Origin of the sequence: Caballeronia sp. ATUFL_F1_KS39, from assembly GCF_023630985.1 — a bacterium.
In the GTDB taxonomy this organism is placed as follows: domain Bacteria; phylum Pseudomonadota; class Gammaproteobacteria; order Burkholderiales; family Burkholderiaceae; genus Caballeronia; species Caballeronia zhejiangensis.
Genome location: NZ_JALQDZ010000054.1, coordinates 89,363 through 112,809 on the forward strand (window position 1 = coordinate 89,363; position 23,447 = coordinate 112,809).

Below are 23,447 nucleotides of genomic sequence, written 5' to 3' on the forward strand. Positions count from 1 at the left end.
GTTTTTGCTCCGAAAGATGAGAGTTCGCGGCGGCGTTACTGGATGCAGATGTCGGCCCATTTCTCGACCGATTCCGCGCCGGCAATCGTCTGCACGAGCAGCACGCCGGTCTTTCTCGCTTCGAAGCGATACGCCGCGCCCGCAGGCAGCAGCGCCTGATGTCCGCGACGCAAGCGCACGAAGCCCATCTTCTGGCCTGAGGGCTCGCCTTCGAGTTTCACCGAGCCTTCGATATCGGCGCTTACGAGCGCGCCATCTGAAGGCTTGATGAAGTGCACGTCGATCTCGCCATCGAGCGCGACGACGAATTCATCGTGCGATGCCGTGAACCACGCCGACACGCCTTCCGCGCGCAGCGTTTCGATCACGTACTTGAGGTTCTTGCCGACGACCACTTTTTCGTACGGCGCGGACTGGCTCGCCACGTCGAACACGTTGGACATCACGTAATGCGATGCCTGTCCCTTGATGATTTCGATATTGCCTTTGCGATAGTTATCGAGGCTGCCGAGTCGGGTCTGTTGCATGTCTGTCTCCATGTCCGCGGTCACGTTCGCGGTGTCGCGCTGGAATCAAGATTAGGGCGGCGAGCGCTGCGAGGCAATGAATCGAGGTTCGCGTTTGCCGAACGATGCGTGCTCGATCGCAGCCCTAGGGAAAGTACTTACTTTTGCGCGTTTTTATCCGCGAGCCACGGATAGCGCTGCGTGTCCGCGCTTTCGTAATCCGGGTCGAGATAGATGAAGCAGCGCTGGATCTTGAAGTCGCGGATCTCGAAGACATCGATCCAGCGGCCCGCGTGCGTGACGCCCGCGCGCCAGTCGACGCCGCTTTGCGTCGTGCCGTAACTCGTGCCTTCGATGACCACCGTATCGCCCTGCTGGATCACGTTCAGATACGCGAGATCGTGCTTGAACTTCGCGACGATCGAGCCGAGGTCCGCGAAGAGTTGTTCAAAGGCCGCGCGGCCTGTCGCGATGCCCCATTTGGGGAAATAGACTTCGGCGTGATCGTCGAAGAGATCGAAGAATGCTGCGCCGCGATCGAGCCTGCGCAGATATTCGAGCGCGATGGTCTTGCGCTGTTCGTCGCTCATGGTGATGGGGTTCATGCTTTAGTCTCCTGATGTCGGATTCAATGCAGCGTGCGCAGATACGCGATGATTTTTTGCCGCCGTGCTTCGTCGCCTTCGAAATAGGTCATCGCGTTGCCGGGCGCGACGGCTTGCGTGTCGGTGAGCCACGCGTCGAGCAGCTTGTCGTCCCAGACCTTGCCCGACGCGGCCGCCTTCATGCCCGCCGAATACTTGAATCCGGGCTCCGATGCCATCGGCTTGCCGACGATGCCGAAGAGATTCGGCCCTTGTCCGTTGGGTTCGCCCTTGCCGAAGGTGTGGCACACGGCGCAGTTGTTCGTCGTGAGTTTCTTGCCGATCGCGACGCTGTCCTGCTGGGCATGTGCCGCAGAACTGGCGAGCGCGAATATCGCAATTAAGTTAGCCATCCGAATCATGATTGACCTCCATTGGCTGATTGCGCCGCGCGATACGCGAACGCGATGATCGGTCCGAGCGTGCCGCCGCCCGCCCAGTAAGCACGCGCGGACGCCGACGCCACGCAATTGCCCACGCCGTACAAACCCTTGATCGGCTCGCCGCGCGTATCGAGCACTTGCCCATGCGAATTGGTCTTCGGACCGCCTTTGGTATCAAGATTGCCTGCGACGATGAGCGCCGCGTAATACGGTCCTTTGGCCGAGAGCGGATACATCGTCTCGTTCTTCTGATCGGCTTTCTTCGATACGGGTCCGTTGAAAAGCTTCTCGACGATGCGCTCGCCGCGATGGAAGTCCTGATCCACGCCCGTCTTCGCGAAGCCGTTGAAACGCTTGATCGTCGCGTCGAGACTGCGCACGAAGTCGTCGCTCAACGTGGCGCTACCGAGCGCGCTCTGGTACTTCGCCATGCGTTCGCGAATCGCGCCCGCCAGTTCCGCAAGCGTGTTGCCGCGCAGTACGTGCCGGTCGTTCGATCCCTTGGGAACGATGAGGCTGCCGTAGTCATCGCTTGCGCAATGCTCCTGCGCCTGCTGATCCCAGATGGAAACGAGCGTGAGATTCGGATACTCGCCCTTCGCGCCGTCCCATTCGGAGAACGCCGCACAGACCTCGTTGTATGCGAGCTTCTCGTTCACGACGCGCTTGCCGTACTTGTTCACGTAGAGCATCGAATCGCCCGTGGGCGTGAAGATGCCGGACAGCGAGCCATCCTTCGCGATGGCCTTGTCGAGCGAGATCGGCGCCATCCACGAGTAGTTCATGTTGCGCAACTGCACGTCGAGCGCGCTGGAAATCCGCACGAAATCGCCTTCGTTGGTTGGCGCTGCACAACCGCCATACACCGCGCCGTGCAGGAAGTTCTTGCGCAACTCGGGATCGTGCGTGAAGCCGCCGGTCGCGAAGATCACCGCCTTCTTTGCGCGCACGCGAAAGAGCGTGCCCTCTTCCGTCAGCGATTCGACGCCGATCACCGCGCCCGTTTCATCGACGAGCACTTTCTGCACGCGATAACCCGTCTTGATGTCGATGCCGTCTCGGCGTGCTGCCGCGCTCATCGTGCGGATCGCGACGCGGCCGCCGTCCGACATGCTCGGCAAGCCGTCTTTAGGAAACAGCACGCGGCCGCGCGGCGCCTTGTCTTCGGGCAACTCGGCCCAGTAATCCGGCACCGCGCCTTCATGCCGATACGGCAGCGCGCCCTTGCTCGCGAGCAACTCCGCCGCCGGCGATGCGCTGTCGTAGATCGCCTCGCACATCTCGTACTCCCAGTCGGACAGACCGAGCTTCGGCAATGACGGATCGTATTGCTCGGGCCGCGACAGACGCGCGACATAGCGCATGTAATCAGGCTTCGGATCGGCGATGCCCGCGCGGCGCATCGGCTCGTTGTTCGGCACCCAGTACCAGAACGCGGCCTTCGCGGCCGTGCCGCCTACGCTGCCTGCCTTCTCGAGAATCACGACGCGGTTTCCCAGCCAGCGCGAGAACAGCGCGCACGGCAATCCGCCGCCACCGCCGCCGCACACGACCACGTCATACTCCGCGTCGAACTTGACATCGCTCGCCGCGCGCGCCGTGAGCGACACCGCGCCGAACGCCGCCGCCGCCGTTCCTGCGCCAGCGGCCTTGATGAAGCTGCGCCGCGATGCGGCAGAAAGCTTGTTGGTCTCACTCATGTTTGTCTCCATCGTTTGAATGTGCTCACCAGTAGTGCCACGCCTGCACGAGAATTCCGTTGGTGAGCGTGGTGTTGCGGCCCGAAACCGAGTGTTGGTATTGGATCGAAAGCTGGTCGTACATCTTCTGGTGCAGGAACGGCAGGCTATTCGGCTTGAACTGGAACAGCACGCCGAGTCCCACGGTCGTTTCGCGGCTCGCGCTGTTGGAAAGCGGCATCCCCGCCGTCTGATTGAAGGTGCCCCCGCTCGTCTGATAGTCGAGGCCGACGAAAGGAATCGCGAAGGGGTTGTCGGGCGGCGAGATGCTGTAGCCGACACGCAAATTCAGATGGAACGTGTTGCCCGGGCTCAGATCGTCCTGACCCGAGCGCAGCGTGCGTCCGCGCAGAATGCCGCCGAGCAGGAGGTCTACGTTCAGGTGTCCGTACCAGTCGTCATAGAAGACTGACGGCCAGAACGACCACGTATTCGTCGATACCGCGTTCTGCCCGACGGGCACTTGTACATAGGTCTGAAAGCCGAGCGTCGTCGCGGGCGCGGGGTTGTACCAGACGAGCCCGCCGACGAGCGGATCGCCAATGCCGCTTGCCGAGAATTGCGAGCCCTGCGTGCGGATCGCGGGCACCGTAATGCTCGCGTTGAAGCCGACATGCGGCAGCGACGGCACTTTCCAGTAGTGGATGAACGTCGATAGCCCGACGAAGGTGTTCGTGCCCGGACCCGCGACCTGATTGCCGTGTGAATCGAATGCGCGGCTGTCGTGATTCCATTCGAGGTTCTGGCCGAAGGAATCATAAGTGCCTTCGAAGTCGCTGCTGAACTGCCACGTTTGCGGACGGTCCGTCGCGAAGGGAATGCCCGACGCGTGGGCCATCGTGCAGGTTGCGCCAAGCATGGCGAGCGCGCATGCGTGACGTCGTCGTATCTTTGATTTCGGGTGCCGCATTTGCATCGTCGTCTCCGGTCGTTGGTGTCGTATGAGCGAACGTTACGAAGGCGCGGCGTATCGGTCTTTCAGGTTTCGGAAATTACAGATTCCGGCGGATGCGGGTTTACACCACGCACAAAGCACGCACGCGGCGTTCGCAAACGGCGACCCATCGCGCGTGCAAGAGCTTTGCGCTCGCATCTATACTCGCGTGGACAGCGGCATCGAAAGCCGCGAGAAAAGGAGACGTAACGATGAGCGCCATTGCAGCGCCCGCTCGCATCGACCGCTTCAGCAAGCTCGCGGGCGTTCCGGGACTCGAATACTGCATCTCGGGCCCGCGACCTTATTCGCTGGAATTGAGCAATTCGTCAGACATGATCTGCCTGCTGCTCGGCACGATCGTCTCCGATACGCGCTACGACGACGGCCCCGCCGCGCCCTTCACGTTTCGCGCGGAAACGGCCGCGTATCATCCGCGCGGCGGCAGCATGCGTATCGACGCGCACGATGTGCGGCATGGCTTCATCGCGTTTCGATATGCCGATGGGTTCGTGGACCGCATCGCCGATCGCAACGCGGAACCGTTGCGTCGCGCGGGCAGCCGCAGCAATCTCGACGCCGATCCGATCCGTCATCTCGTGCGCTATGCGCGTCAGAAAGCGCATGACGGATCGGGCAAGATCGATCCGTGGGAACTGCAGTGCGTCGCTACGCTCGCGTGGATCGAGACGACGCGTCATCTCGAACGCGCCGCGCGCGAACGTAAATCGGCGCTGACGGACGCTACATTCGCAACGCTCGCAGCTTATGTCGCCGACAACATCGATCAGAACCTGTCCTGCGCGGATATCGCCGCCGAGCTCGATCTGCCCGTGCGCGCGGTCTTCGATGGCGTGAAGGCGCGTACCGGTTATTCGCTCTATCGCTATGTGCTGGAGAAGCGCATCGGCGCCGCTGCGCGCATGTTGCGCGCGGACGATGCGCCGCTTGTCGATATCGCCGCCGCGTGCGGATTTTCGTCGCAGCAACACATGACGGCGCTCTTTTCGAAACGGCTCGGAACCACGCCACTGCGCTATAGAAAAGCCGCGGGATAAGCCAGGAGGAAGCATGGACCTCTTCATGTCGATGGAGGCCTTCGTTCGCGCAGCCGAAGCACAGAGTTTCGCGAGCGCGGCGCGGCAGCTCGGCGTGGCGAAATCGGTTGTCACGTCGCGTGTGAAGCAACTCGAGGAGCACTTCGGCGTCGCGCTGTTTCATCGCTCGACGCGTGCCGTGCGGCTTTCGGAAGTCGGCGAATCCTACTATCAGGATTGCCTGCTGCTCGTGTCGAAAGTGAACGAGCTGTCGGGACGCGCGATTCCCGAAACGCAATCGCTCTGTGGCACGCTCAACGTTCATGTCTTGCCCGGCTTCGCGCTCGGACACTTTTCGCAGGCGCTGATCGCGTTTCGCGAGGCGCATCCGCGCATCGAGTTCGTCGTGACGGTGAACGATCGCGTGATCGATCCCGTGCAGGAAGGCTTCGATCTCGCTCTGCAGATTTATCCGCCCGCGTCGAACCTGCTCGTCGAGCGCAAGCTCTTTCCGGTGCGCGGCGTATTGTGCGCGACGCCCGCGTATCTCAAGGAAGAGCCTGCGATCGAGACGCCGCTCGATTTGCTGCGTCACGATTTCGCGCGTTACGCGCACTATCCGTGGGGCGACAACTGGCCGCTCATGAAGGGCAACGAGTGCTATGAGATCGCGCTCAACGCGGTGCTTAAAACCAATAGCGTGCATCTGCTGCTCGAGTTCGCGCGCGCGGGCGCGGGCGTCGTCTATCTGCCGACGATGGTCGCCGCGAGCGATCTGCTCGAACGCCGTCTCGTGCGCGTGCTGCCCGATTACGCTGCGCCGCCGTTGTGGCTGTCCGCGGTGTATCCGACTTCGCATCGTTCGACGACCAAGGTGAAAGCGTTCGTCGACTTCCTGCGCGAGCGCTATCTGAGCGAGCCGCAATGGGACAAGGCACTCGGCATTTCGCCGCCCGATGACGAAGAGCGCAACGTCGACGAAGAACTCGGCGACGTGTGATCGCAACTAGAGCACGTAGAGCCACGCGAGCAAGGTGACGATCGAAATGAGCGTGGTCATCGAGATGACCGCGCCGACCACGCCCTTCTCGACGTCGTATTCCGAAGCAAGCACGTATGCGCTTTTCGCGGTCGGCACGGCGGCGCACACGACCGCGGCGATGGTCGCGTCGTGACCAAGTCTTGTCGCGAGGCACAGCGCGTACACGACGAGCGGCACGATCGCGAGCTTGAGCGCGGTCAACAGCGCGTAGAGATTGACGCGTCCGCGCAACTCGTCGAGCGTGAGATCGAGACCGATCGCGAAGAGCGCGCATGGCGTCAGTGCTTCGCCGAGTATCGTGAGAAACGATGCGACAGGAACCGACAGCGTCAATCCGACGACGGACCACAGCAGTCCGCAAATCGTCGCGAGAATGACGGGATTGGTCGCGATCTGCCGAACGAGCGCGGTGACATCGATCTTGCGCGATGCATCCATCCGGCCGATCTCGACCAGCACGACAAGCACAGGAAACATGATCGCGCCGACGAACACCGTCGCGACCGCCGCCGCGAGCACGCCGGGCTTGCCGTAGAGCGTCTTCAGGATCGGCAGTGCGACGAAGCCGGTGTTGGTCATCGCGACGGCAGCGGCGAGCATCGCAGCGGATGCGAGACTCGCGCCGCGCACGATGCGCGCGACGAGCAACACGGCGGCGAAGCAGATCATCGAGCCGCCGCCGAACGCCGCGAGAAAGCGCCATTCGAGCAGCGAGCGAAGCGACTCGTCGGCGATGGTCAGAAAAACCAGCGCGGGCATCGCGACGTAATAAGCGAAGCGCATCAGGGAAGGCGCGAGCGCATGCGGCATGTAGCCCGACACGCGCGCCACCCATCCGGTGAGAATGATGGCAAAGATCGGAAGGATCATGCCGGCAAGATGCATGGCGGACTCCGATATCGATGCAGCGCCCGGCGCGAGCGCTCGCTGCTGAAATGGGCATCATTATCGGAGAAAAACGACGCGCGACGTGCGATCTTGCGCAGCCGCGCGACGCTCGTCCGCTAGCGTGCTGCCAGCAACGCTCTCGCTTCCTCGCTCGACAGCACACCTCGCTCCTCGCGATTCGCGGCGCTCGCCGCGTAGACATCCTTGCGTGCGTGCGTGATGCCGAGCGGCGCGAAGCCGTTGGCCGGATTGAACGCGAGCCGTTCGATACGCGCTTCGTCGTCGACGGATGGCGGTGCATCGATTTCGAGTTCGCCGATGGTCACTACATCCGACTTCCACGCGATGGATGCATCGTTGACGGGCGTCGTTTCTTCATCGACGAAGAATTGCACGCCGAGTTGCCACTTGACCGGACCTTGCTCCAGACGATTGCAGATATCGGCGCGCAGATAGTTGTCGCCATGACGCTCGGCGTTCGTCCCCGAGGACGTCGACGGATGCGGATGCAGCGAATACTTGATCGCCGCCTGCCCCAGTTGCACGACCGATCCCCAGTAATGCTCCGTCGCCAGGCTGTCGACGTGATGCACTCTGGTTTCCTTGAAAAGGATCGCCAGAATGCGCGCGCCCTCGACGGGCCCGAGTCTTGCCATCATCATCTCGCGCAAGCCCTGCGCGATCCCGCTCACCGTGCCTTCCGCAAGCAACGCGACGATGATATCGGCGACCGCCATGAACTGAGCGGCGTCGCGCGCATGTGAGCGACCGCCTTCGTTGGTCATCAGCAGATCGGTTTCGGCGCCCTCTTCCGTGAAGAACTTGAGCGCGATGCCGCGAACGTCCGGCGACGTGTCCGGCTGCGGACACGGCTGTCCGTTGGAGATGCGGCATGCGGCGCGATACGTCGCCGGGTGCTTCGCGAAGGGGCCGAATCGCGCGGCATCCGGAATATCATCAGCTATCCGAAGCAATCCGAAAGCGCCGAGCAATGACTTCTGATGTTGCGCTCGATCGACCTGTCCGTTCAGCCCCGTGTGTTTGCTCGCGGCCAGCTTCGTCTGCTGCGCGCCGATCGCCGTGACGAGCATCGCCAGCGTGGCGGCGTCATCGAGCTTGTCGGTCCAGCCGGCGCCGTCGCCGGCGGATTGAGGGGAGTTCACGATCAACCTCCGTTCGCGCCTGGAGTGATAGCGCGCTGTTTAAGTGTAGGTGCGTCAGCTGACTCGTCTGACTCACGCGCCGGCACCGCGCCTGCCGCAATGCTGCCGTCGGCGCGCGCCGCGAAGTAGCGATAGATCGCGTCGATGTGATTCTCGATCAGCGCGTTGCCGCGATAGGCCGGCATACCCAACGGCGGATTGCCGTCGAGAATCGCGGCGATGAAGCGCTCGCGGCTCTGCGTGCGCGCAAAGCCGACGATCGTCGGCGCGGCGAGTCCTTCATGATCCTTGCCATGGCAGCGCGCGCAGTCGGCGACGCGCACGGCCCGCCATGCATCGATCAGCGAGTTGTCGGCTGCGGCCGCTGCGTGAGCATGGGCGACCAGCCAAACGCCGACGATGCCGGCAAGCGCTGCGCGAATCAATGATTGCGTCCTGAGATTCGGCCGACGTACTTCCATCCCTGATCGCGTATCCATACGTAAGTGAAGCCCGTTGGACCGTCGATGAACACGGTCATCGGCCGCTCGCCCGCCGACGCTTCCTTTTGCGGTTCCGTCGACGCCTGCGTGATGCGCGCTTCCGTCGGCTTCAGGTTCGCATCGCGATCGTCGAGGCGCCAGCCGTCGTCAACGGCGTAAATGAGGCGTGACGTTCCGCCCGTTGGCGTCTGAACCGTGAACGCGAGCGGATCGGCGTCGGTCGCGGCAGTCGCGGCGAAGGTGCTGGCGCACGTGAGCATCGTGATCGCGAGGAACGTCGCACGCTTTGTCTGTTGGGATCTCATTTCGGGTACCTCCTTACGGGCCGCGCGGTCGCGGCTGTCCAGATGGGCTTATGCATAGAGAACGAACGTGGCCTCGACGAATGTGAAGCCCGGAGATCCGCGTGGCTGACTATTTGATTTCGCTGCGGACAAGAGTCTGTCGTGTGGAAGCATCGCCACGCGGGGCCGATGAGCGGCCGTCTTTTGATGGGCTCAACTATCGACCGAACGATCGTCTGGAAAAACCATGCATCGGGAGGGATTCAGCCCCGCCATTGGGGGACTGCGAAATGGAACGAGGATCGAATTCGTCGAAGGCGTCCCCGCCGCCTTCGCACATTGCTACTGGCCGCTATAGATGTTGCAGCTCAGGCCCGGCGTGCAGAGTTGCATCGTGCTGCCCGTCCAGGCATCGCGCGATGCGCTGCCGGACTTGCTCGTCGACATCGCTCCGCCATAGCTGGAATCGTTCGTTGCCGTGCTGCCGTCTTGCGCATTCTGCTGCGCGGTGCTGCCTTGGGCCGGCGCCATCTGCATGTTCTGCGTTTGCGCGACGGCGCTCATCGCGAAGACGCTTGCGGCCGATGCGGCCAATAGAAGAGTTGCTCTCATCGCCATCACCTTCTTGAGTCAAGAAACCGATTGAGGACTGCAAGCCTGCGACGAACTCGCGGGCACGCATGCTGGGACCCGGTTTCGAGCGCGAAACGCCGCGCCTTCCGGGCTTCTGATCGAACTTGAGGATGGGGCTTGTAAGCCCCGAAAGCGCGTGGCGGGTAGCACGCACTCCTACCCTATACCGCGGATCGGAAAAGTAAATTCCCGATCCGCGGTTTCCTTGGCCGGCGCGCATGGCAGCATCTGCGCGAACGCGCTTGCTTAAGCAGATTGCGATATCGCGGCATGCATCGAGCTTTCAATCGCGTGGCGTTTCGAAGACGATGCACGGTTTTGCTATATTGGATTTCCCGCCCGGGATTTTCGACGATGCGTGTCGGCCGACCTGTCAAACCTCTGCCTCATCCGAATTGCGATTACTGCGGCGCGCCCGCGACCCTGACGCGCGCGGGCGATGAGGCCTATCCGTATCGCGAAGACCACGGCCCGCTCTGGTTGTGCGCCGATTGTCAGGCGTGGATCGGCATCTTTCCACGCAGCACGCGTAATGTCCCGCTCGGCCGTCTCGCCGATGCCCGCCTGCGCGATCTCAAAGTGAAACTACACGCCGTTCTCGAACCGCTCGTGCAGGCGAAGGTCCGGCGCGACGGCTGCAATGTTTTCGAGGCGCGCTCCAAGGGCATGAAGTGGCTCGCGCAGGCGATCGGCGTCGAGCCGGAGAAATGCAGCATCCACACGCTGGACGCCGATCAATGCGAGCGCGCGATCGCCGTCGTCGAACATTTTGAACAGGAACGCGCCCGGCACCCTTCAGATTCGACGATCGATGAACGTTAACCTGAAAAGGTCAACGTTCATCGGTCCTCGCATGTCACGCACTATTCCTTTTCAGCGCTCGCCGCAAGCGACGCGCGCGCGGCTCAGCAAAGCGCAGCTGCTTCCCATCCCGCGCGCAGTGGCGGACGAGCTCGCACTCGTGGCGCATATGTCGCTGACGGCGTTGCGCTCGGGTTCGTCGGATGTCGCGCCGGCGCAGCATGTCACCGAGGCGATTTATCTCGCCAAGTTCCTCGCCGAAGCGGGACACGGCGATTTCTCGCATGAAGAACTGCTGCTCGCGGATCAGTCGATGGCCGCCGTCTTCGACATTGGACGCACGTCCGGTTCGTGGATCCTCGCGCCCGAGGACTTCGAGCGGATCGCGGCGATCGTGTCGCTCTACGATCATCAGTTGCGGCGCGCGTCGCTCGCGGCCTTGTCGGTTGCGAGCGAACGGCTCGAACGCTTCAAGGCCGGCGAGCCGTATCAGTCGACGCAAGCCGGCAAGTCGGCGCGCGTTTGACGCTCGCGTTCGCCGTCAAAAGGCGGTACGCAAGCCGATCATCACGCTGCGGCCGCCTTCCGGCGCGATGTCCCGCACGACCGAGCTCGCGTAGCGCACTTCCTGATTAGTCAGGTTCTGGCCGCGCAGAAAGGCGAGCCAGTTCGTCGCGCCGACGCGAAATTTGTACGTCAGGATGACGCCGAGCGTGGTGTAGCTCGCGGTCGGCAGTTCGTTTTCCGGCACGCGATGCTGCGCCCACGCGTGAACCAGTTCGGTTCTCGCGCCGTACGGCCCATACGCGTAGTCGAGCGCGAGCGTCGCGCGCAGCGGCGAGATGCGTGGCAATGCCTCGCCGGTATCGATGTTGCGCGCGTGCGTGTAGTCCGCGACGATTTCGACATCGAGACGTTGCGCGCCCTTGTCGAAGACGCGCCAGGTTCCGTCCAGTTCGACGCCGTAGAACTCCGCGCGCACGCCGCGATAGACGGCTTCGTTGAGCGCATCGTCGGTGCCGGGCGCGACGGGTTCATCGTCGTCGTTGACGAGCCGGCCGGTGTTGAATTCCGTCAGATAGTTGCGAAAGCGGCTGTAGAAGACGCCCGCGCTCGCCTTGTTCGCGCCGCTCGCGAAGCGCATCGACAAATCGGTCGAGATCGCTTTTTCTTTTTGCGCGTCAGGGTTGCCGATCAGATATTGGCCGGTCGCATCGTGCGGACCGTTCGAGTAAAGCTCGTAGTACGTGGGCGCGCGTTCCGTGTACGCGACATTGCCGGCGAGGCTCCACGCCGAGTTCAGCTTGAACAGCGCGCCGGCCGAGACGCTGCCTGCGTTGAAATCGCGCTTCGGGGAATCGGCGAATTTTTCGTTTCCACCCGACGTCGGATCGATGTTCACGTGTTCGTAGCGTGCGCCGATGCTCAACTTCAGCGCATCCGTGACCGTCCACTCTTCCAGACCGAAAAGCGCCGCGTTCGTCGTCTGCGATGTCGGCACGAGCGCTTCATCGCCGAGCGCGGAGAACGTGTTCTGGCCGAGTTGCACGCCGATCGCGCCATCGAGCGGACCGATCTTCCGGTGCCGGGCCTCGATGCGCGCCTCGTATCCGTGATTGCGGAAAATCGTGCCGGTCTCGCCGTCGTCGATCTCCTTGTGCTCGTAGTCGGTGTAGGCGAAGTCGAGCTTCAACCGGCTGAAGGGGCCTTGCAGATTGCGTATCTCCGACGACGCCGCGATGTGATCCTGATGCATGCGAAGACGCACATCGTCCTCGGCGACCGAGCCATAGTTCGCCTCGTATCCGTTGTAGCTGATGCCCGCGTAACCGTCCGTCCACGTGTAGGACGAGCCGACGGCGCCGCCGTGCCAGCGGCCGTCACTGTTCGGAATGCTGCCGTAGGGTTGCGCGACATCGGGGCCGTCGAGCGCGCGTTGACCATCCGAGTGCGCGAATCCGGGGATGCGCTCGTTACTCGTCTCGCGATCGAAGGCATCGACGTGGAAAGCGAATCGGCCATTTCCGCCTTCGACTTGCGCGGCGCCGGCGCGGGCATCGTTGGCGCCGCCGTAGCTGGCATCGACTTGTCCCGACACGCCTTTGATCGGGTCGCGCGGGATGCGGTTGTCGACCGTATTCACTACTCCGCCGATCGCGTTCCCGCCGTAGAGCAACGCCGCCGGCCCACGCACGATTTCCACCCGTTCCACTGAGAGCGATTCTTGGGGCACGGCGTGGTCGTAGGACAACGACGATGCGTCGTAAGCCGCGACGCCGTTCTGCAGCAAGCGGATTCGGTCCCCGTCCATGCCGCGGATGATCGGCCTTCCGACCATCGGACCGTAGGTTGTCGTCGAGACTCCGGGGAGTCCGTTCAGGGTTTCGCCGAGGGAGTCGGCGCGTCGCAGTGTGAGGGCAGTGCCGTCGAGGACGCTTGTCGGGGATGCCAAGGCGTTTGAGCCTAGCGGGTTTGCGGTTACGAAGATCGGTTGGAGCGATGTGTCATTTATCGGTTGAGATTGGGCGCTGGCCGCAGTTGTGATTAGGAGCGCCGTCCAAGGCAGGACGTTGAGGGCGCGGGCGGGCGTCGATGTTGGGTTTGGACTGAACACGGTCGCTCTATGTGATGTTATAACGTTTCGTTTGGTCGGCGCTGTCCGGGCATGGAGGCGGCGCATCGCTGTGAACGACGAAATGATATAACGTATCGCGTGGTTTGGCTCGGTCGGATTATGGTGATTTTCAATGGTCGACGACTTGAACTTTACGGATTATGTAGTGTTTGATACGGACGGCGAGTTGCGGGTGTCTTTCGGGCGCTCAGATTTGGCGACCGGGCTGCTTCGCGATGATCCGGACTGTTCGGTGGACCTCTTTTCGTGAAACAAGTTGAGTTTGTTTATATAACCAATTGATTTTTAATTGGTTTTTTGAATGCTATTGTGGTCCGCTTTGTTCCACGCACGAGTAGAGGTTTCGATACCCGTCACGTTGGCGCATTGGTCTTTGGCTAGCCACGAATGATCGGCCGGCCGCACCGAGCACCGATTTTGTTCGCCTTGCGATGGTCCTGAGCCACCGTTGAGTCAGTCCGCGGACATTCGTTATCCATGCACGCTAACTACAAGGTATGGCGTGGCGAATGGACCAGTTTGGATAGCGTCGCATGGTCCGCTCTTGTCTCTGGCGGCAACGATAAAGAATCACCACTCCTCCTCGACCCTCGCCATTCACTTCAGCTAATGGCAATCGGGCGCCAAGGCGGGTTGCAGGTTTAACAGCGGTAACGGCGTCGGCGCGCCTCATTGGGCGAGACAGGGACGTACTCAGCGTTCTTCATTTTCGAGTGCCGTCGAGCACTTCCGCTTTCCGCGGTCGCAAGCAGAAGGTCGCGGTCCGTCGGCTTGGGGTGTGAATGAAGATGGCGGTGTTCGCGAATCGACGCGAGGAGCACAGGCGCGGGCAGAGCATTCCTCCACGCGTACGGATTGCCGGAGATTCGTCGTCGCATGCTGTCCAATCGATGTTGTCACTGCGTGGGTTTTTGATGTTCTCGTCTCCCACTGAGTGTCCGAATTCGGACACTCCGCGTGCAACCGCTTCCGCTGGTGAGGAGCGAAGTGATCGGTGGCCTCGAGTCGCGAACACGGCTGAGCAGCGTCGCGCCTTCCGGATTCGGATCGCTCGTTACGGTCGCGCTGTCGGAGCGGAAGGCATTTTTCGGCTGGTGCGCTCCGTCATGCGATCGAGGCCCGTTAGCGAAAGCCTCGCCTGCAGCCCACGGCGGGCAAGCCGGCCATACATGTCCGAATTCGGACACTAAGGTCGCTGGCAACGATGGTCTCGCATCCTGCCTACGCCGTCGAACCGGGGCATGTGTCCGAATTCGGACACGAAGGTCGTTGGCAACAATGGTCGCGCATCGTGCCTACGCGCTCGAACCCGTGCGTGTGTCCGAATTCGGACACATGCCACTCTCGTCCTTGATCTTTCGTCACGCGAAACTTGGTTTGTCGCCCATAAAGAAACCCGCCGAGGCGGGTTCAAAAAATCACTCAGACCGAATCGAGAACATCTTCCCTATGTGTTCTCTAAGTTGACTTTCCTGCTCCTCTGTCATCACCCCGGCTTTGAACTTGAAGGTCAGTCCCTTGACATCCTTCGTGATGCTCCCGGCTTGGACCTTTCCGGCGAAGATCTTCAGGATGCTCCGCCCACCGGCATCCGTCGCCGATTCTCCACGGCTGGCCTGTGCATTCAAACTCGGCGCAACCTTCGTCTGAACCAGGTCGCCCGACAGCACCATCGGCCATAATTCTTGCAGCACCTTGAGTCCATGTTCGCCCGTCTTCTTCAGTGCGTTCGCGATATCCTGAGCCGACGATGCTCCGAGCACGGACGGGTTCAAATCCAGATCCCGCTTCACGAAGTCCGGGAGCGCATCATATGCAAGAAACCGATACAGGTCGCTACGAGTAATGCCCATAGCTTCCGCGAGCCGCGTTCGGTTCGGAAATTCCGCTTCCGCACGACGAATCGCGATGGCGATTTCATAATCAGACAGATCATCGCGCGTCACGTTTTCCATCAACGCCAAAGCCGCCATGTCCTGATCCGTGCAGTCGATCACCACTGCGCGAACAGTCGCCTTGTTGATCAGTTTATGCGCGCGCCAGCGTCGTTCGCCCGCAACGAGTTGGAACGATTCTCCGACTCGTCGAACCGTTACCGCCTGCAACAGCCCAACCTCACCGATCGACCGCGCCAACTCGGAAAGCTTGCCTTCGTTGAATTGACGACGCGGTTGCCATGGATTCGGCACGATCGCATCGACCGAGATCTCTGTGTCGACACCTCGGGCTTCGAGTTCCTGGATCCGAAGCTGTGCAGCAGCTAGCGCACTCGTGATTCCCGGCATCGTCTGCGGGCCACGAGTGGTCTTATCCTTTTTGTTCTCGCCTTTGAAATCCGCGGGCTTCGGCAGGTTGGCCGTCTTGGCCATGAGTTGTTCTCGGATGTTATTACTCATGCCGACTCCCTCCACGATTTGACGAACATATCATCCAGCCATTTGGCATATTGCATCATGGGCTGCCGCACTCGCTGAAGCGACTTCGCCGTTGAATGCGTGCTGACCACGTCGAGTGCCGTCGAGAAGGAAAGCGCGCCTCCGCTCATGACCGAGCTGGCCGGAATCTCGAACGGGTCGAGCCAGCGCCCGTATGCGCTTTGCGCCCATTGCCGAACAACCGGCGCGGACGACGTCTTGCCGTAATCCACCTTCGACAACAAAATAGAGATGAAGTCGTAGACCTTATCCTCCTCGTAAGGAAGGAAGTCTTCGGCAACATCCGAGAAGAGTCGCCAGAACGCGAGCGAACTAATGAAGTCGAGATTCTCGGGAATCATCGGCATGACGAGCGCGTCGGCGGCGAGCAGCGCGTTCAAATTCATATACGACAGCGACGGTGACGTATCGATCAGGATGTAGTCGTACTGCGAGCGCAATGGCTCGAGACCCTCGCGCAAGACTGCCCAGAATCGATAGCCCTGAATGGTCTTCTGGCGAGCCGGCAGCAAGAACTCCGCTCCATATAAGAATGTATGGCCGGGGATGATGTCGAGCCCATCCCAATACGTCGATTGCACGCTCGCGCCGAGACCGCCCTCTACGTTTTGATCGTAGATATAGGGCAGCACGGTGTCGTCGCCGGAGATTTCCTTTTCGGCATAGAGACCGCACAGCTCCGAAGCCGAAGCTTGCGGATCGAGGTCGATGAGCAATACTTTGCGGCCAAGAAGCGTCAGCGCCTGTGCGAGGCAAACCGTCGTTGTGGTTTTCGCGGAGCCGCCCTTCAACTGAGCCGTTGTCAGCACCTTGCCTCTGAACGTGCCGTTGCTGTCGTCGAGCCGGGTCTGGTAGATATCGGAAGCCATCTTCACCCAGACGCGCACTTCAGGCAGAGTAAATGTCCGGCTGCGGCCGCTGCCGTTCAGCGTGCCTGTCGGAAGCCCGCCTTCGCCTTTCGTGACCAGATATTGAATTTGCTGCCGAGTCAGATTGCACATCTCGGCCAGTTCGCTAATCGTATAGAACGGCGCGAGCTTACGCGGACGCGGCGCCAGAATCTGTTCACGAAGGTTATCCGAGAAGGGTTCCAGGTTATCCGCGAACTCAGCAACTTCGCGGAGCGTAACCTTCCGGTCTTCCATAGGTAGCGTGCCTACGTTTGCCATTCTGCGCTTTCTCCAAGTATTGACGTCGAAGCGCAGAATACACGAATACGCGTAAACAAGGTTGTATTGCGTCGAGTTTTAACCGATCGGCCAGCGGTGTATATCCAACCCCTTGATTTTTCGTTCTTTTCTAAATAGGCCGCTCAGTGCCCTGAATTGAGTAGACGGCGAAGAACGAGTTGAATCCTTAGCATCGTGAAATCACTGCGGCGTCCGCACAAAAACCACCCCGGGGGCGGTTTTTGTGCGGTTCGCTCTCATCCGCTTTTCTATATTAGATTCAACGACTTAACGAAATTCATTCGCCGCAGCGAGCGTAAACTCAGTCGATGTCAGTTCAGTCTTTTTGTAAACCTAGACCCACCCACCAACAAACAGCGCCACCCATTTCCCTTAAAAATCAACACGCAACCCTGTGGATAGAGGCGCTTTTTGTGATGCCTAGGGCGCTTTTTGTGCGGACGGGACCGCAATTTGGGCCGCACGAGGCGGAAATTGTGGCGACCGGGGTGGAAATTGTGATCCGCTTCAGCGAGCGGGGCGATTTTTGTGCGGATAACGTCAAGCGGGAGCGGGGTGGTTTTTGTGTTGACACCCCTCGCTCGCCTGATAGAGTGCCGGGGATCGAAGCCGAATCGGAAGCATGGAAAACCAAGACCTCACTGTCACACCGCAGCAGTTGGCGCTGGACATCTACGAAGACATGTCCGCGCAGGGATCGGCGATCTGCGAGTCGACGAGGGACATCGGTTTCCTGCGCAACAACATCTTCACGCGGGTCGGCGGATTGGGCATCGCCGCGCGGCGCGTGCTCGATGCGGCGTACTTCATCGTTGCGACGAAGGCGCCCGAAGAACTCATCGACGACAAGGTCTATACGTTCACGGCCGACGTCAACTACTTCAAGTGGTTGATGCGCTACGACAGCCGCAACCACAGTCATCTGATCGCGCAGATGCGAGCCGCGGCCCGGGCGCGCGTCGAAATCATGACCGCGCCGTCGATCGAGGAACTGACCGAGAAGGACTCGTGGGGCACCATCAGTTTGCTGGGTGACTGCTACATCGAGCGCAACGTCGTGTGCGTCCTGCTTGCCGGGCGGGTCATCAAATATCTGATCAGCCCGTACAAGGCGCATTGGCTGAGCCTGCGCGCATCGACGGCTTTTTCGCTTTCGCTCGCCCGCGCGATTTACGACCGCCTCATTCCGTGCGAAGGCCACGGTGTGACCGAGTGGTTCGCATTCGAAGACGTGCTCGAATGGCCCGGCAAGGTCGGCGAATCGCGCAAGGAAGTGAAGGAATTCAAGAAGCGGTTCCTCGAGCCCGCCATCGACCAGCTCAACGAAGTCTCCGATTTCGATGTCAGCTGGGAGCCCAATGCCGATCGCGTTCCGGCGGACAAGCTGAAAATCCGTTTCCGCTTCACGAAGAAGCAGGGCGCCGACGCGGCGCGCGCCGGCATTCAGGATTCGATGTATCTGCTTCTGCACAACGAATTCGCTTTCGATACCCCCGACTTCGAGCGCCTCGCGAAGCGGCGCGACGTGTGGACCGACGAGCGGCTCGAACAGGCGATCGAATACACGCGATACAAGCTCAACGAAGGCAAGGTGACGGTCAGCCCGCGCGGCTATCTGTTCAAGGCGCTGGAAGGAAATTACCGCATCGGCGAAGCGGACCGGAAGATGGCGTCGATCAAGGCGAAGCAACTCGAGGACGACAAGAAGGACCGCCGTTCGCGCGATACGGCGCAGGCGCATCTTGAAGCCAGCATTCAGGTTCAGAACGATACGGCCAAAGCCAAGATGAGCGAGGAGATCCGCGCCGGCCGCGAGTACTTCGAATCCGTCGATGCGCCGGCACGCAAGGAACTGTGTCACTCGTTCGTGAGCCAGCTGATTCCGCAGCGGCTCATCGAGAAGCAGGGCGTTTCACGCGAGAGCCTGAGCGCCGACAACATTCTCACCGTCAATCGCGTGGTCGCCGACGCCTTCTGCTCGCATGTCTACGCGAAGATGAAGAAGGCGCGTGCGGGCAACCGAATCTGATCTGCGCGAAGGGTCGAGAATTTCTCAGGCATCCTGTCTATTCAGCAAGGTTTTCTGACAGCCCGCGAGCACCGCGCCGGCAGCCAGCACGAGCGCCGAATAAACCAGTCCGCGAGTGAGCCCGGCGCTGTCCGACACCCGTCCGATCACGACCGGACCGACGATCTGCCCCAGCGCGAACACGATCGTGAACGCGTTGATCCCACGCGGCCACTGATTCGCCGGCAGATTGTGCCGCACGAAAGCCGTCGTCGATGCCACCGCCGATAAAAACGTCGCGCCGAACAACGTACCCGAGACGAACGCCGCCAGCGGATGCGCGAACATCGCGGGAATGAGCGTTGCGGCGGCGAGCAGTCCGTTGAGGATCGCGAGCGCCTGACCGCCGCGCATGCGATCGAGCAGCCCGGACCACATCCGCGCCGATACGACCGTCGCCACGCCCAGCAGGATATAAAAGCCGATCACGACCGCCGCGCTCATGCCTGCGTTGCGAAGCAGGGCGACGATGAACGTCATGTAGCCGATATAGCCGATACCGAAGCACCCGTATCCGGCGAGCGCGAGCGCGAAACGCCGCCGCCGAACCGGCGCGCCCGCGGCGCTGTCCGTACCTTGACGCGTCGCCGAAACAGGCTGCGCGGATTCGATACGCCGCGCGGCCCAGACGGCGGCGCCGGAACACGCCGCGCAACCCGCGGCGAGCGCGAACCACGCGACGCGCCAGCCGTGCGCGACCGGCAGGACCGTCAGCGGAACGAGTATCGACGAGATCACGATGCCCCAGCCCGTGCCGCCGTAATACAAGCCGATGACGAGTCCGGCGTCGCGCGGCGACATCGATGCGAGCCGTGCCGCCAGCACGCCGCCGCTCACGAAGACGAGCGCGCTGCCGATTCCCGTCGCGACGCGTAACGCGAGCAGGGCGTCGGTATCGGTCGTCGTGCCGCTCGCCGCCATCAGGACGACGGTGAGCGCGCAGCCCGCGACGAACAGCGTGCGCGACGGCGCGCGCATCGACAATCGTAAGAACGCGAGTGCGCCGAGCAGGTAGCCGAACGCATTCGCCGTATTCATCGCGCCAGCCTGGGCGAAGTTCCACGCGAGGTCGAGCCGCATCGGCGGAAGCAGCAGCGCGTAGGAGAAGCGCGCGAGCCCGAGCGCGATGGCGCTGCCGAGCGATAGCGCCATCGCGAGCAGAAGCGCCTGTCTGCGAAGTTCCCCGCTTGCATCGTCACGCTGTATCACGCTCTTTTCGTCCTGTTGTCGATACGCGGCCTATGGTATCGCGGACCGGTCATATTGCTTACACAAGCCGTGGCTAAGCTTCGCAGCGCTGTATCGATCTGCGACCGAAGCCGGAGAAACCGATGTCCACTGTTGCATGCCGTCACGCGCTCGTGGCGTGTCTCGTCGTTTGCGCCAGTGCAATCGTTTGCGGTTGTGGCGAGCGGGACACGGAATCATCGGCCTCCGCCGGGCTCACGCGCGACGTATCGTCCGAAACATCCGCGACATCCGGCCCATCCGCGACGAGCGAGCTTCAGAATTGGGCGAAACAGGCCACAGGAGGCGCATCCGATGAAGCGGCGCAGCCCGCGATAGCGCGAGCCGCGTCGGAACCGCTCGCGACACCGGTGATTCACACGGTTGACTGACCCATCCATTTACTTCCCGCAAAACGAATGAAAAACACGAACCGTCGTGACTTTCTGCGCGCGGCCGCCCAGGCCGCAGGCGCGACCGCCGCACTGAACGTGATGCCGCTCGGCATTCGCCAGGCGCTCGCGATTCCCGCGAACAACCGTCATGGATCGATCGAGGACATCGAGCACATCGTCGTGCTGATGCAGGAGAACCGCTCGTTCGATCACTACTTCGGCACCATGCGCGGCGTGCGCGGCTTCGGCGACAAGACCGCCGTGACGCTGCCCAACGGCAAGCCGGTGTTCAATCAGCCGATCGCGTCCGGTGCGGGCGAAGTGCTGCCGTTCCACCCGGACGCCGCGAATCTCGGCCTGCAGTTCCTGCAGGATTTGCCGCACGGATGGACGGACGGGAAGGGCGCGTTCCACGACGGCCGCTATGACCAATGGGTGCCGTTCAAGGGCACGACGACGATGGCGTATCTGCAGCGCGACGACATCCCGTTCCACTATCAGCTCGCCGACGCTTTCACGATCTGCGACGCGTATCACTGCTCGACGAACACATCGACCGATCCGAACCGCTACTACATGTGGACGGGCTATGTCGGCAACGACGGCACCGGCGGCGGCCCGGTCGTCGATAACGCGGAAGCCGGCTACGGCTGGTCCACGTTCCCCGAAGTGCTGGAGCGCGCGGGCATCTCGTGGAAGATCTATCAGGACATCGGCACGGGGCTCGACGCGAAGAATTCGTGGGGCTGGACCGACGACGCGTACATCGGCAACTATGGCGACAATTCGCTGCTGTACTTCAAGCAGTATCAGAATGCGCAGCCCGGCAGTCCGCTGTATGAAAAGGCGCGTCGCGGCACGAACGCGGTCGCCGGCGACGACTACTTTTCGATCCTGAAGCGCGATGTGGCGGCGGGCACGCTGCCGCAAGTCTCGTGGATCGTCGCGCCCGAGGCGTTTTCCGAGCACCCGAACTGGCCCGCGAACTACGGCGCCTGGTATATCGATCAGGTGTTGCAGGTGCTGACGTCGAATCCGGATTTGTGGAGCAAAACGGCGCTGCTCATCAACTACGACGAAAACGACGGCTTCTTCGATCACCTCGTCCCGCCGTTTCCGCCGACGTCGAGCGCGAACGGTCTTTCGACGGTCGATACCAGCGCGGAGATCTTTCCGGGCAGCGCGAAATACGCGAGCGGCCCCTACGGCCTGGGCGCGCGCGTGCCGATGCTCGTCGTGTCGCCTTGGTCCAAAGGCGGCTGGGTATGCTCCGAAACCTTCGACCATACCTCGGTGATCCGCTTCATCCAGAAACGCTTCGGGCGCGCGCACAACCTCGCCGAGCCGAACATCTCGCCGTGGCGTCGCGCGATTTGCGGCGATCTGACGTCCGCGTTCGACTTCCGCAATCCGAATAGCGCGATGCCGACGCTGCCGGCGACGAGCGGCTACGTTCCGCCCGACAAGCAGCGCCATCCCGACTATGTGCCTGTCCCGCCCGCCGCGCAGGCGCTGCCGAAGCAGGAGTCCGGCGTGCGCGCCGCGCGCGCGTTGCCGTACGAGCTTTTCGTGCGCGCGCGCCCGGATGCGTCGAAGGACGCCGTCTCGTTCGACTTCGTCAACACCGGACGCGCGGGCGCGGTCTTTCTGCTGTATCGCAATGCGAGCGCGGATGCGCCCCGCACCTATACGGTCGAAGCGCGCAAGCGTCTCGCGGACAGCGTCGCGGCGAACGCGGACGGCAGCTTCGATTTCGTCGTGCACGGCCCGAACGGCTTTCTGCGGCGGATCGCGGGCAAGGCGAGCGCGCAGTCGCACTGGTGGTCGCGCGAGCAGGCCGCGCCGGATGTCGCCGAAGGCTACGACGTCGCCAACGGCAACCTGCAACTGCGGCTCGCGAACCGCGGAACCGCGGCATGCACCTTCAGCGTGAAGAATGCCTACGATCCGTCGAAGACGATCACGCGGCGCGTGCGGGGCGGCGACACGGAGCAGCTCTACGTCGATCTGCGCGACGCCCACGGCTGGTATGACATCGAAATCACGGTCGACACCGATTCCGCGTTCCTGCGCCGTCTCGCCGGTCACGTCGAAACCGGGCGCGACAGCATGAGCGATCCGGCGTTCGGCGCCTGACGCGATCGCGTCGAGCATTGCCGGCCGCGCGCATCGACCCGCGCGGCCGCGTCGACTTTTCCTCCGCCATCCGCCAGTCCAGCGGAACTCCGCAGCTCGACTCCACTCCCAAAGTCTCGCAAAGGCGGGCATTTTTTGCCGGCCAGCCTCGTCGTGCAGCGCACATACGTGGGACATCACGCATTGCGAAGCGCGACAAAGCCTGTGAAGATCGAACGTGTACGTCAATTCACGCTCAGGTTCGACGCGACGGTGAAATCAAAATGGCACGCCGCGCGCCGTATCGCAGCATCGATCCAATAACGAATTGGGGTGCAACACGGAGACGGGGATGAGAGAACGAGCAACCGTGCTGCTGGTTCGTCGCCAGTCAGTGCTGCTGGTCCGGGAGCGTGGCGGACCGTGGCTTCTGCCGGGCGGAGCGGTGGCATACGACGAATTGACGATTGTTGCAGCGATCCGAGCGCTGCACGAAGACACCGGCGTCGAGGCGAGCGCTGCGGCGTTTCTGTTTCAGCAGGCGTCGGCGCATCATCTGCATCATGTTTTTCGCATTGCGATACCGGACGAGGTGCATCTGCGGCCGAAAGCCGGCGCGCGATTCCATGAGTTGCTGTGGATCGATGCGCCTCAACTCGCGCAAGTCAGTGCGACGCCTGGCACACGCGCGATCCTGACCCGCGCGATGGGCGGCAGCCGGGAGCCGGCGCGGCACGCGTGGAAAAACGGCGACGCCGATGCGGCCATGACGGCCGGCGCCGGCAGGCGCGGGCGCTGAATCGGGTCGCCGATCGGTCGCGTCGAGGCTTTTTTCGTCTGCGCAAA

21 protein-coding genes are annotated in these 23,447 nt (G+C 61.9%); 7 read left to right on the forward strand and 14 right to left on the reverse strand.

Going from position 1 to position 23,447, the window contains the following annotated elements; genetic code table 11:
- Window positions 1–35 precede the first annotated feature (35 nt).
- From NCR93_RS27300 to NCR93_RS27320, 5 genes are all read right to left on the reverse strand, one after another.
- Window positions 36–527 carry a cupin domain-containing protein gene (locus tag NCR93_RS27300; RefSeq protein ID WP_033536925.1) on the reverse strand — a complete coding sequence of 164 codons (492 nt, stop codon included), beginning with the start codon at window positions 525–527 and terminating at the stop codon, window positions 36–38.
- 137 nt (window positions 528–664) lie between these two features.
- Window positions 665–1,111 (reverse strand): nuclear transport factor 2 family protein, encoded by a 447-nt coding sequence (locus NCR93_RS27305; protein ID WP_008346123.1) that lies wholly within the window; start codon window positions 1,109–1,111, stop codon window positions 665–667.
- Window positions 1,112–1,134: 23 nt separating this feature from the next.
- Window positions 1,135–1,512: a c-type cytochrome gene (locus NCR93_RS27310; protein ID WP_175980303.1), complete on the reverse strand. Its 378-nt coding sequence runs from the start codon at window positions 1,510–1,512 to the stop codon at window positions 1,135–1,137.
- Entirely contained in the window at window positions 1,509–3,233 is a 1,725-nt protein-coding gene (locus tag NCR93_RS27315; protein WP_008346126.1) for an FAD-dependent oxidoreductase, read from the reverse strand. Before NCR93_RS27315 ends, NCR93_RS27310 begins: the two co-directional genes overlap by 4 nt.
- Before the next feature lie 25 nt (window positions 3,234–3,258).
- Window positions 3,259–4,131, reverse strand: coding sequence for a transporter (locus NCR93_RS27320; RefSeq protein WP_033536889.1), 873 nt, complete (start codon window positions 4,129–4,131; stop codon window positions 3,259–3,261).
- A 287-nt stretch (window positions 4,132–4,418) separates the two neighbouring features.
- Here NCR93_RS27320 and NCR93_RS27325 point away from each other — a divergent pair, with 287 nt between their 5' ends.
- On the forward strand, window positions 4,419–5,264 hold the full coding sequence (locus tag NCR93_RS27325; protein WP_175980302.1) for a helix-turn-helix domain-containing protein: 846 nt from the start codon (window positions 4,419–4,421) through the stop codon (window positions 5,262–5,264).
- Window positions 5,265–5,277: 13 nt separating this feature from the next.
- Entirely contained in the window at window positions 5,278–6,243 is a 966-nt protein-coding gene (locus NCR93_RS27330; RefSeq protein ID WP_008346131.1) for a LysR family transcriptional regulator, read from the forward strand.
- Window positions 6,244–6,249: 6 nt separating this feature from the next.
- Here the strand turns inward: NCR93_RS27330 and NCR93_RS27335 are convergent, their stop codons facing one another.
- From NCR93_RS27335 to NCR93_RS27355, 5 genes are all read right to left on the reverse strand, one after another.
- Window positions 6,250–7,170 (reverse strand): AEC family transporter, encoded by a 921-nt coding sequence (locus NCR93_RS27335; RefSeq protein WP_175980301.1) that lies wholly within the window; start codon window positions 7,168–7,170, stop codon window positions 6,250–6,252.
- A 119-nt stretch (window positions 7,171–7,289) separates the two neighbouring features.
- Complete coding sequence (locus NCR93_RS27340; RefSeq protein ID WP_250497473.1) at window positions 7,290–8,336, reverse strand: catalase; 1,047 nt, start codon at window positions 8,334–8,336, stop codon at window positions 7,290–7,292.
- A gap of 2 nt (window positions 8,337–8,338) precedes the next feature.
- Window positions 8,339–8,659: a c-type cytochrome gene (locus NCR93_RS27345; RefSeq protein ID WP_241814147.1), complete on the reverse strand. Its 321-nt coding sequence runs from the start codon at window positions 8,657–8,659 to the stop codon at window positions 8,339–8,341.
- A 98-nt stretch (window positions 8,660–8,757) separates the two neighbouring features.
- Window positions 8,758–9,123 carry a hypothetical protein gene (locus NCR93_RS27350; RefSeq protein ID WP_175980298.1) on the reverse strand — a complete coding sequence of 122 codons (366 nt, stop codon included), beginning with the start codon at window positions 9,121–9,123 and terminating at the stop codon, window positions 8,758–8,760.
- 321 nt (window positions 9,124–9,444) lie between these two features.
- On the reverse strand, window positions 9,445–9,714 hold the full coding sequence (locus tag NCR93_RS27355) for a hypothetical protein (protein ID WP_239295284.1): 270 nt from the start codon (window positions 9,712–9,714) through the stop codon (window positions 9,445–9,447).
- Window positions 9,715–10,089: 375 nt separating this feature from the next.
- On the opposite strand from NCR93_RS27355, the gene NCR93_RS27360 reads away from it, so the two are divergent.
- Together NCR93_RS27360 and NCR93_RS27365 are read left to right on the forward strand one after the other, a co-directional pair.
- A complete protein-coding gene (locus tag NCR93_RS27360; protein WP_175980297.1) occupies window positions 10,090–10,557 on the forward strand; it encodes a zinc-finger-containing protein in 468 nt (155 codons plus the stop codon).
- A gap of 31 nt (window positions 10,558–10,588) precedes the next feature.
- Entirely contained in the window at window positions 10,589–11,062 is a 474-nt protein-coding gene (locus NCR93_RS27365) for a hypothetical protein (protein ID WP_175980296.1), read from the forward strand.
- 15 nt (window positions 11,063–11,077) lie between these two features.
- On the opposite strand, the gene NCR93_RS27370 is transcribed toward NCR93_RS27365, so the two are convergent.
- From NCR93_RS27370 to NCR93_RS27380, 3 genes are all read right to left on the reverse strand, one after another.
- Window positions 11,078–13,216, reverse strand: coding sequence for a TonB-dependent receptor (locus tag NCR93_RS27370; protein ID WP_239295285.1), 2,139 nt, complete (start codon window positions 13,214–13,216; stop codon window positions 11,078–11,080).
- 1,373 nt (window positions 13,217–14,589) lie between these two features.
- Window positions 14,590–15,567, reverse strand: a complete 978-nt coding sequence (locus NCR93_RS27375) for a ParB/RepB/Spo0J family partition protein (protein WP_034470099.1) — start codon at window positions 15,565–15,567, stop codon at window positions 14,590–14,592.
- Window positions 15,564–16,775, reverse strand: coding sequence for a ParA family protein (locus NCR93_RS27380; protein WP_033536892.1), 1,212 nt, complete (start codon window positions 16,773–16,775; stop codon window positions 15,564–15,566). The genes NCR93_RS27375 and NCR93_RS27380 overlap by 4 nt, the downstream gene beginning before the upstream one ends.
- Before the next feature lie 643 nt (window positions 16,776–17,418).
- Between NCR93_RS27380 and NCR93_RS27385 the strand changes: the two genes are divergently transcribed.
- Window positions 17,419–18,825: a replication initiation protein gene (locus NCR93_RS27385; RefSeq protein WP_008346150.1), complete on the forward strand. Its 1,407-nt coding sequence runs from the start codon at window positions 17,419–17,421 to the stop codon at window positions 18,823–18,825.
- Window positions 18,826–18,849: 24 nt separating this feature from the next.
- On the opposite strand, the gene NCR93_RS27390 is transcribed toward NCR93_RS27385, so the two are convergent.
- Window positions 18,850–20,016, reverse strand: a complete 1,167-nt coding sequence (locus NCR93_RS27390) for a YbfB/YjiJ family MFS transporter (protein WP_175980365.1) — start codon at window positions 20,014–20,016, stop codon at window positions 18,850–18,852.
- A 494-nt stretch (window positions 20,017–20,510) separates the two neighbouring features.
- Here NCR93_RS27390 and NCR93_RS27395 point away from each other — a divergent pair, with 494 nt between their 5' ends.
- Together NCR93_RS27395 and NCR93_RS27400 are read left to right on the forward strand one after the other, a co-directional pair.
- Window positions 20,511–22,622 carry a phosphocholine-specific phospholipase C gene (locus NCR93_RS27395; protein WP_175980295.1) on the forward strand — a complete coding sequence of 704 codons (2,112 nt, stop codon included), beginning with the start codon at window positions 20,511–20,513 and terminating at the stop codon, window positions 22,620–22,622.
- Between the two features lie 331 nt (window positions 22,623–22,953).
- Window positions 22,954–23,400 carry an NUDIX domain-containing protein gene (locus tag NCR93_RS27400; RefSeq protein WP_051078963.1) on the forward strand — a complete coding sequence of 149 codons (447 nt, stop codon included), beginning with the start codon at window positions 22,954–22,956 and terminating at the stop codon, window positions 23,398–23,400.
- Window positions 23,401–23,447: the final 47 nt, after the last annotated feature.

Excerpts from the sequence above, each read along its gene's own strand:
- NCR93_RS27300 (WP_033536925.1), bottom strand. The coding sequence starts at position 527 with ATGCAACAGACCCGACTCGGCAGCCTCGATAACTATCGCAAAGGCAAT.
- NCR93_RS27305 (WP_008346123.1), bottom strand. The coding sequence starts at position 1,111 with ATGAACCCCATCACCATGAGCGACGAACAGCGCAAGACCATCGCGCTC.
- NCR93_RS27310 (WP_175980303.1), bottom strand. The coding sequence starts at position 1,512 with ATGATTCGGATGGCTAACTTAATTGCGATATTCGCGCTCGCCAGTTCT.
- NCR93_RS27315 (WP_008346126.1), bottom strand. The coding sequence starts at position 3,233 with ATGAGTGAGACCAACAAGCTTTCTGCCGCATCGCGGCGCAGCTTCATC.
- NCR93_RS27320 (WP_033536889.1), bottom strand. The coding sequence starts at position 4,131 with ATGCTTGGCGCAACCTGCACGATGGCCCACGCGTCGGGCATTCCCTTC.
- NCR93_RS27325 (WP_175980302.1), top strand. The coding sequence starts at position 4,419 with ATGAGCGCCATTGCAGCGCCCGCTCGCATCGACCGCTTCAGCAAGCTC.
- NCR93_RS27330 (WP_008346131.1), top strand. The coding sequence starts at position 5,278 with ATGGACCTCTTCATGTCGATGGAGGCCTTCGTTCGCGCAGCCGAAGCA.
- NCR93_RS27335 (WP_175980301.1), bottom strand. The coding sequence starts at position 7,170 with ATGCATCTTGCCGGCATGATCCTTCCGATCTTTGCCATCATTCTCACC.
- NCR93_RS27350 (WP_175980298.1), bottom strand. The coding sequence starts at position 9,123 with ATGAGATCCCAACAGACAAAGCGTGCGACGTTCCTCGCGATCACGATG.
- NCR93_RS27355 (WP_239295284.1), bottom strand. The coding sequence starts at position 9,714 with ATGAGAGCAACTCTTCTATTGGCCGCATCGGCCGCAAGCGTCTTCGCG.
- NCR93_RS27360 (WP_175980297.1), top strand. The coding sequence starts at position 10,090 with ATGCGTGTCGGCCGACCTGTCAAACCTCTGCCTCATCCGAATTGCGAT.
- NCR93_RS27365 (WP_175980296.1), top strand. The coding sequence starts at position 10,589 with ATGTCACGCACTATTCCTTTTCAGCGCTCGCCGCAAGCGACGCGCGCG.
- NCR93_RS27370 (WP_239295285.1), bottom strand. The coding sequence starts at position 13,216 with ATGCGCCGCCTCCATGCCCGGACAGCGCCGACCAAACGAAACGTTATA.
- NCR93_RS27375 (WP_034470099.1), bottom strand. The coding sequence starts at position 15,567 with ATGAGTAATAACATCCGAGAACAACTCATGGCCAAGACGGCCAACCTG.
- NCR93_RS27380 (WP_033536892.1), bottom strand. The coding sequence starts at position 16,775 with ATGGCAAACGTAGGCACGCTACCTATGGAAGACCGGAAGGTTACGCTC.
- NCR93_RS27385 (WP_008346150.1), top strand. The coding sequence starts at position 17,419 with ATGGAAAACCAAGACCTCACTGTCACACCGCAGCAGTTGGCGCTGGAC.
- NCR93_RS27390 (WP_175980365.1), bottom strand. The coding sequence starts at position 20,016 with ATGGCGCTATCGCTCGGCAGCGCCATCGCGCTCGGGCTCGCGCGCTTC.
- NCR93_RS27395 (WP_175980295.1), top strand. The coding sequence starts at position 20,511 with ATGAAAAACACGAACCGTCGTGACTTTCTGCGCGCGGCCGCCCAGGCC.
- NCR93_RS27400 (WP_051078963.1), top strand. The coding sequence starts at position 22,954 with ATGAGAGAACGAGCAACCGTGCTGCTGGTTCGTCGCCAGTCAGTGCTG.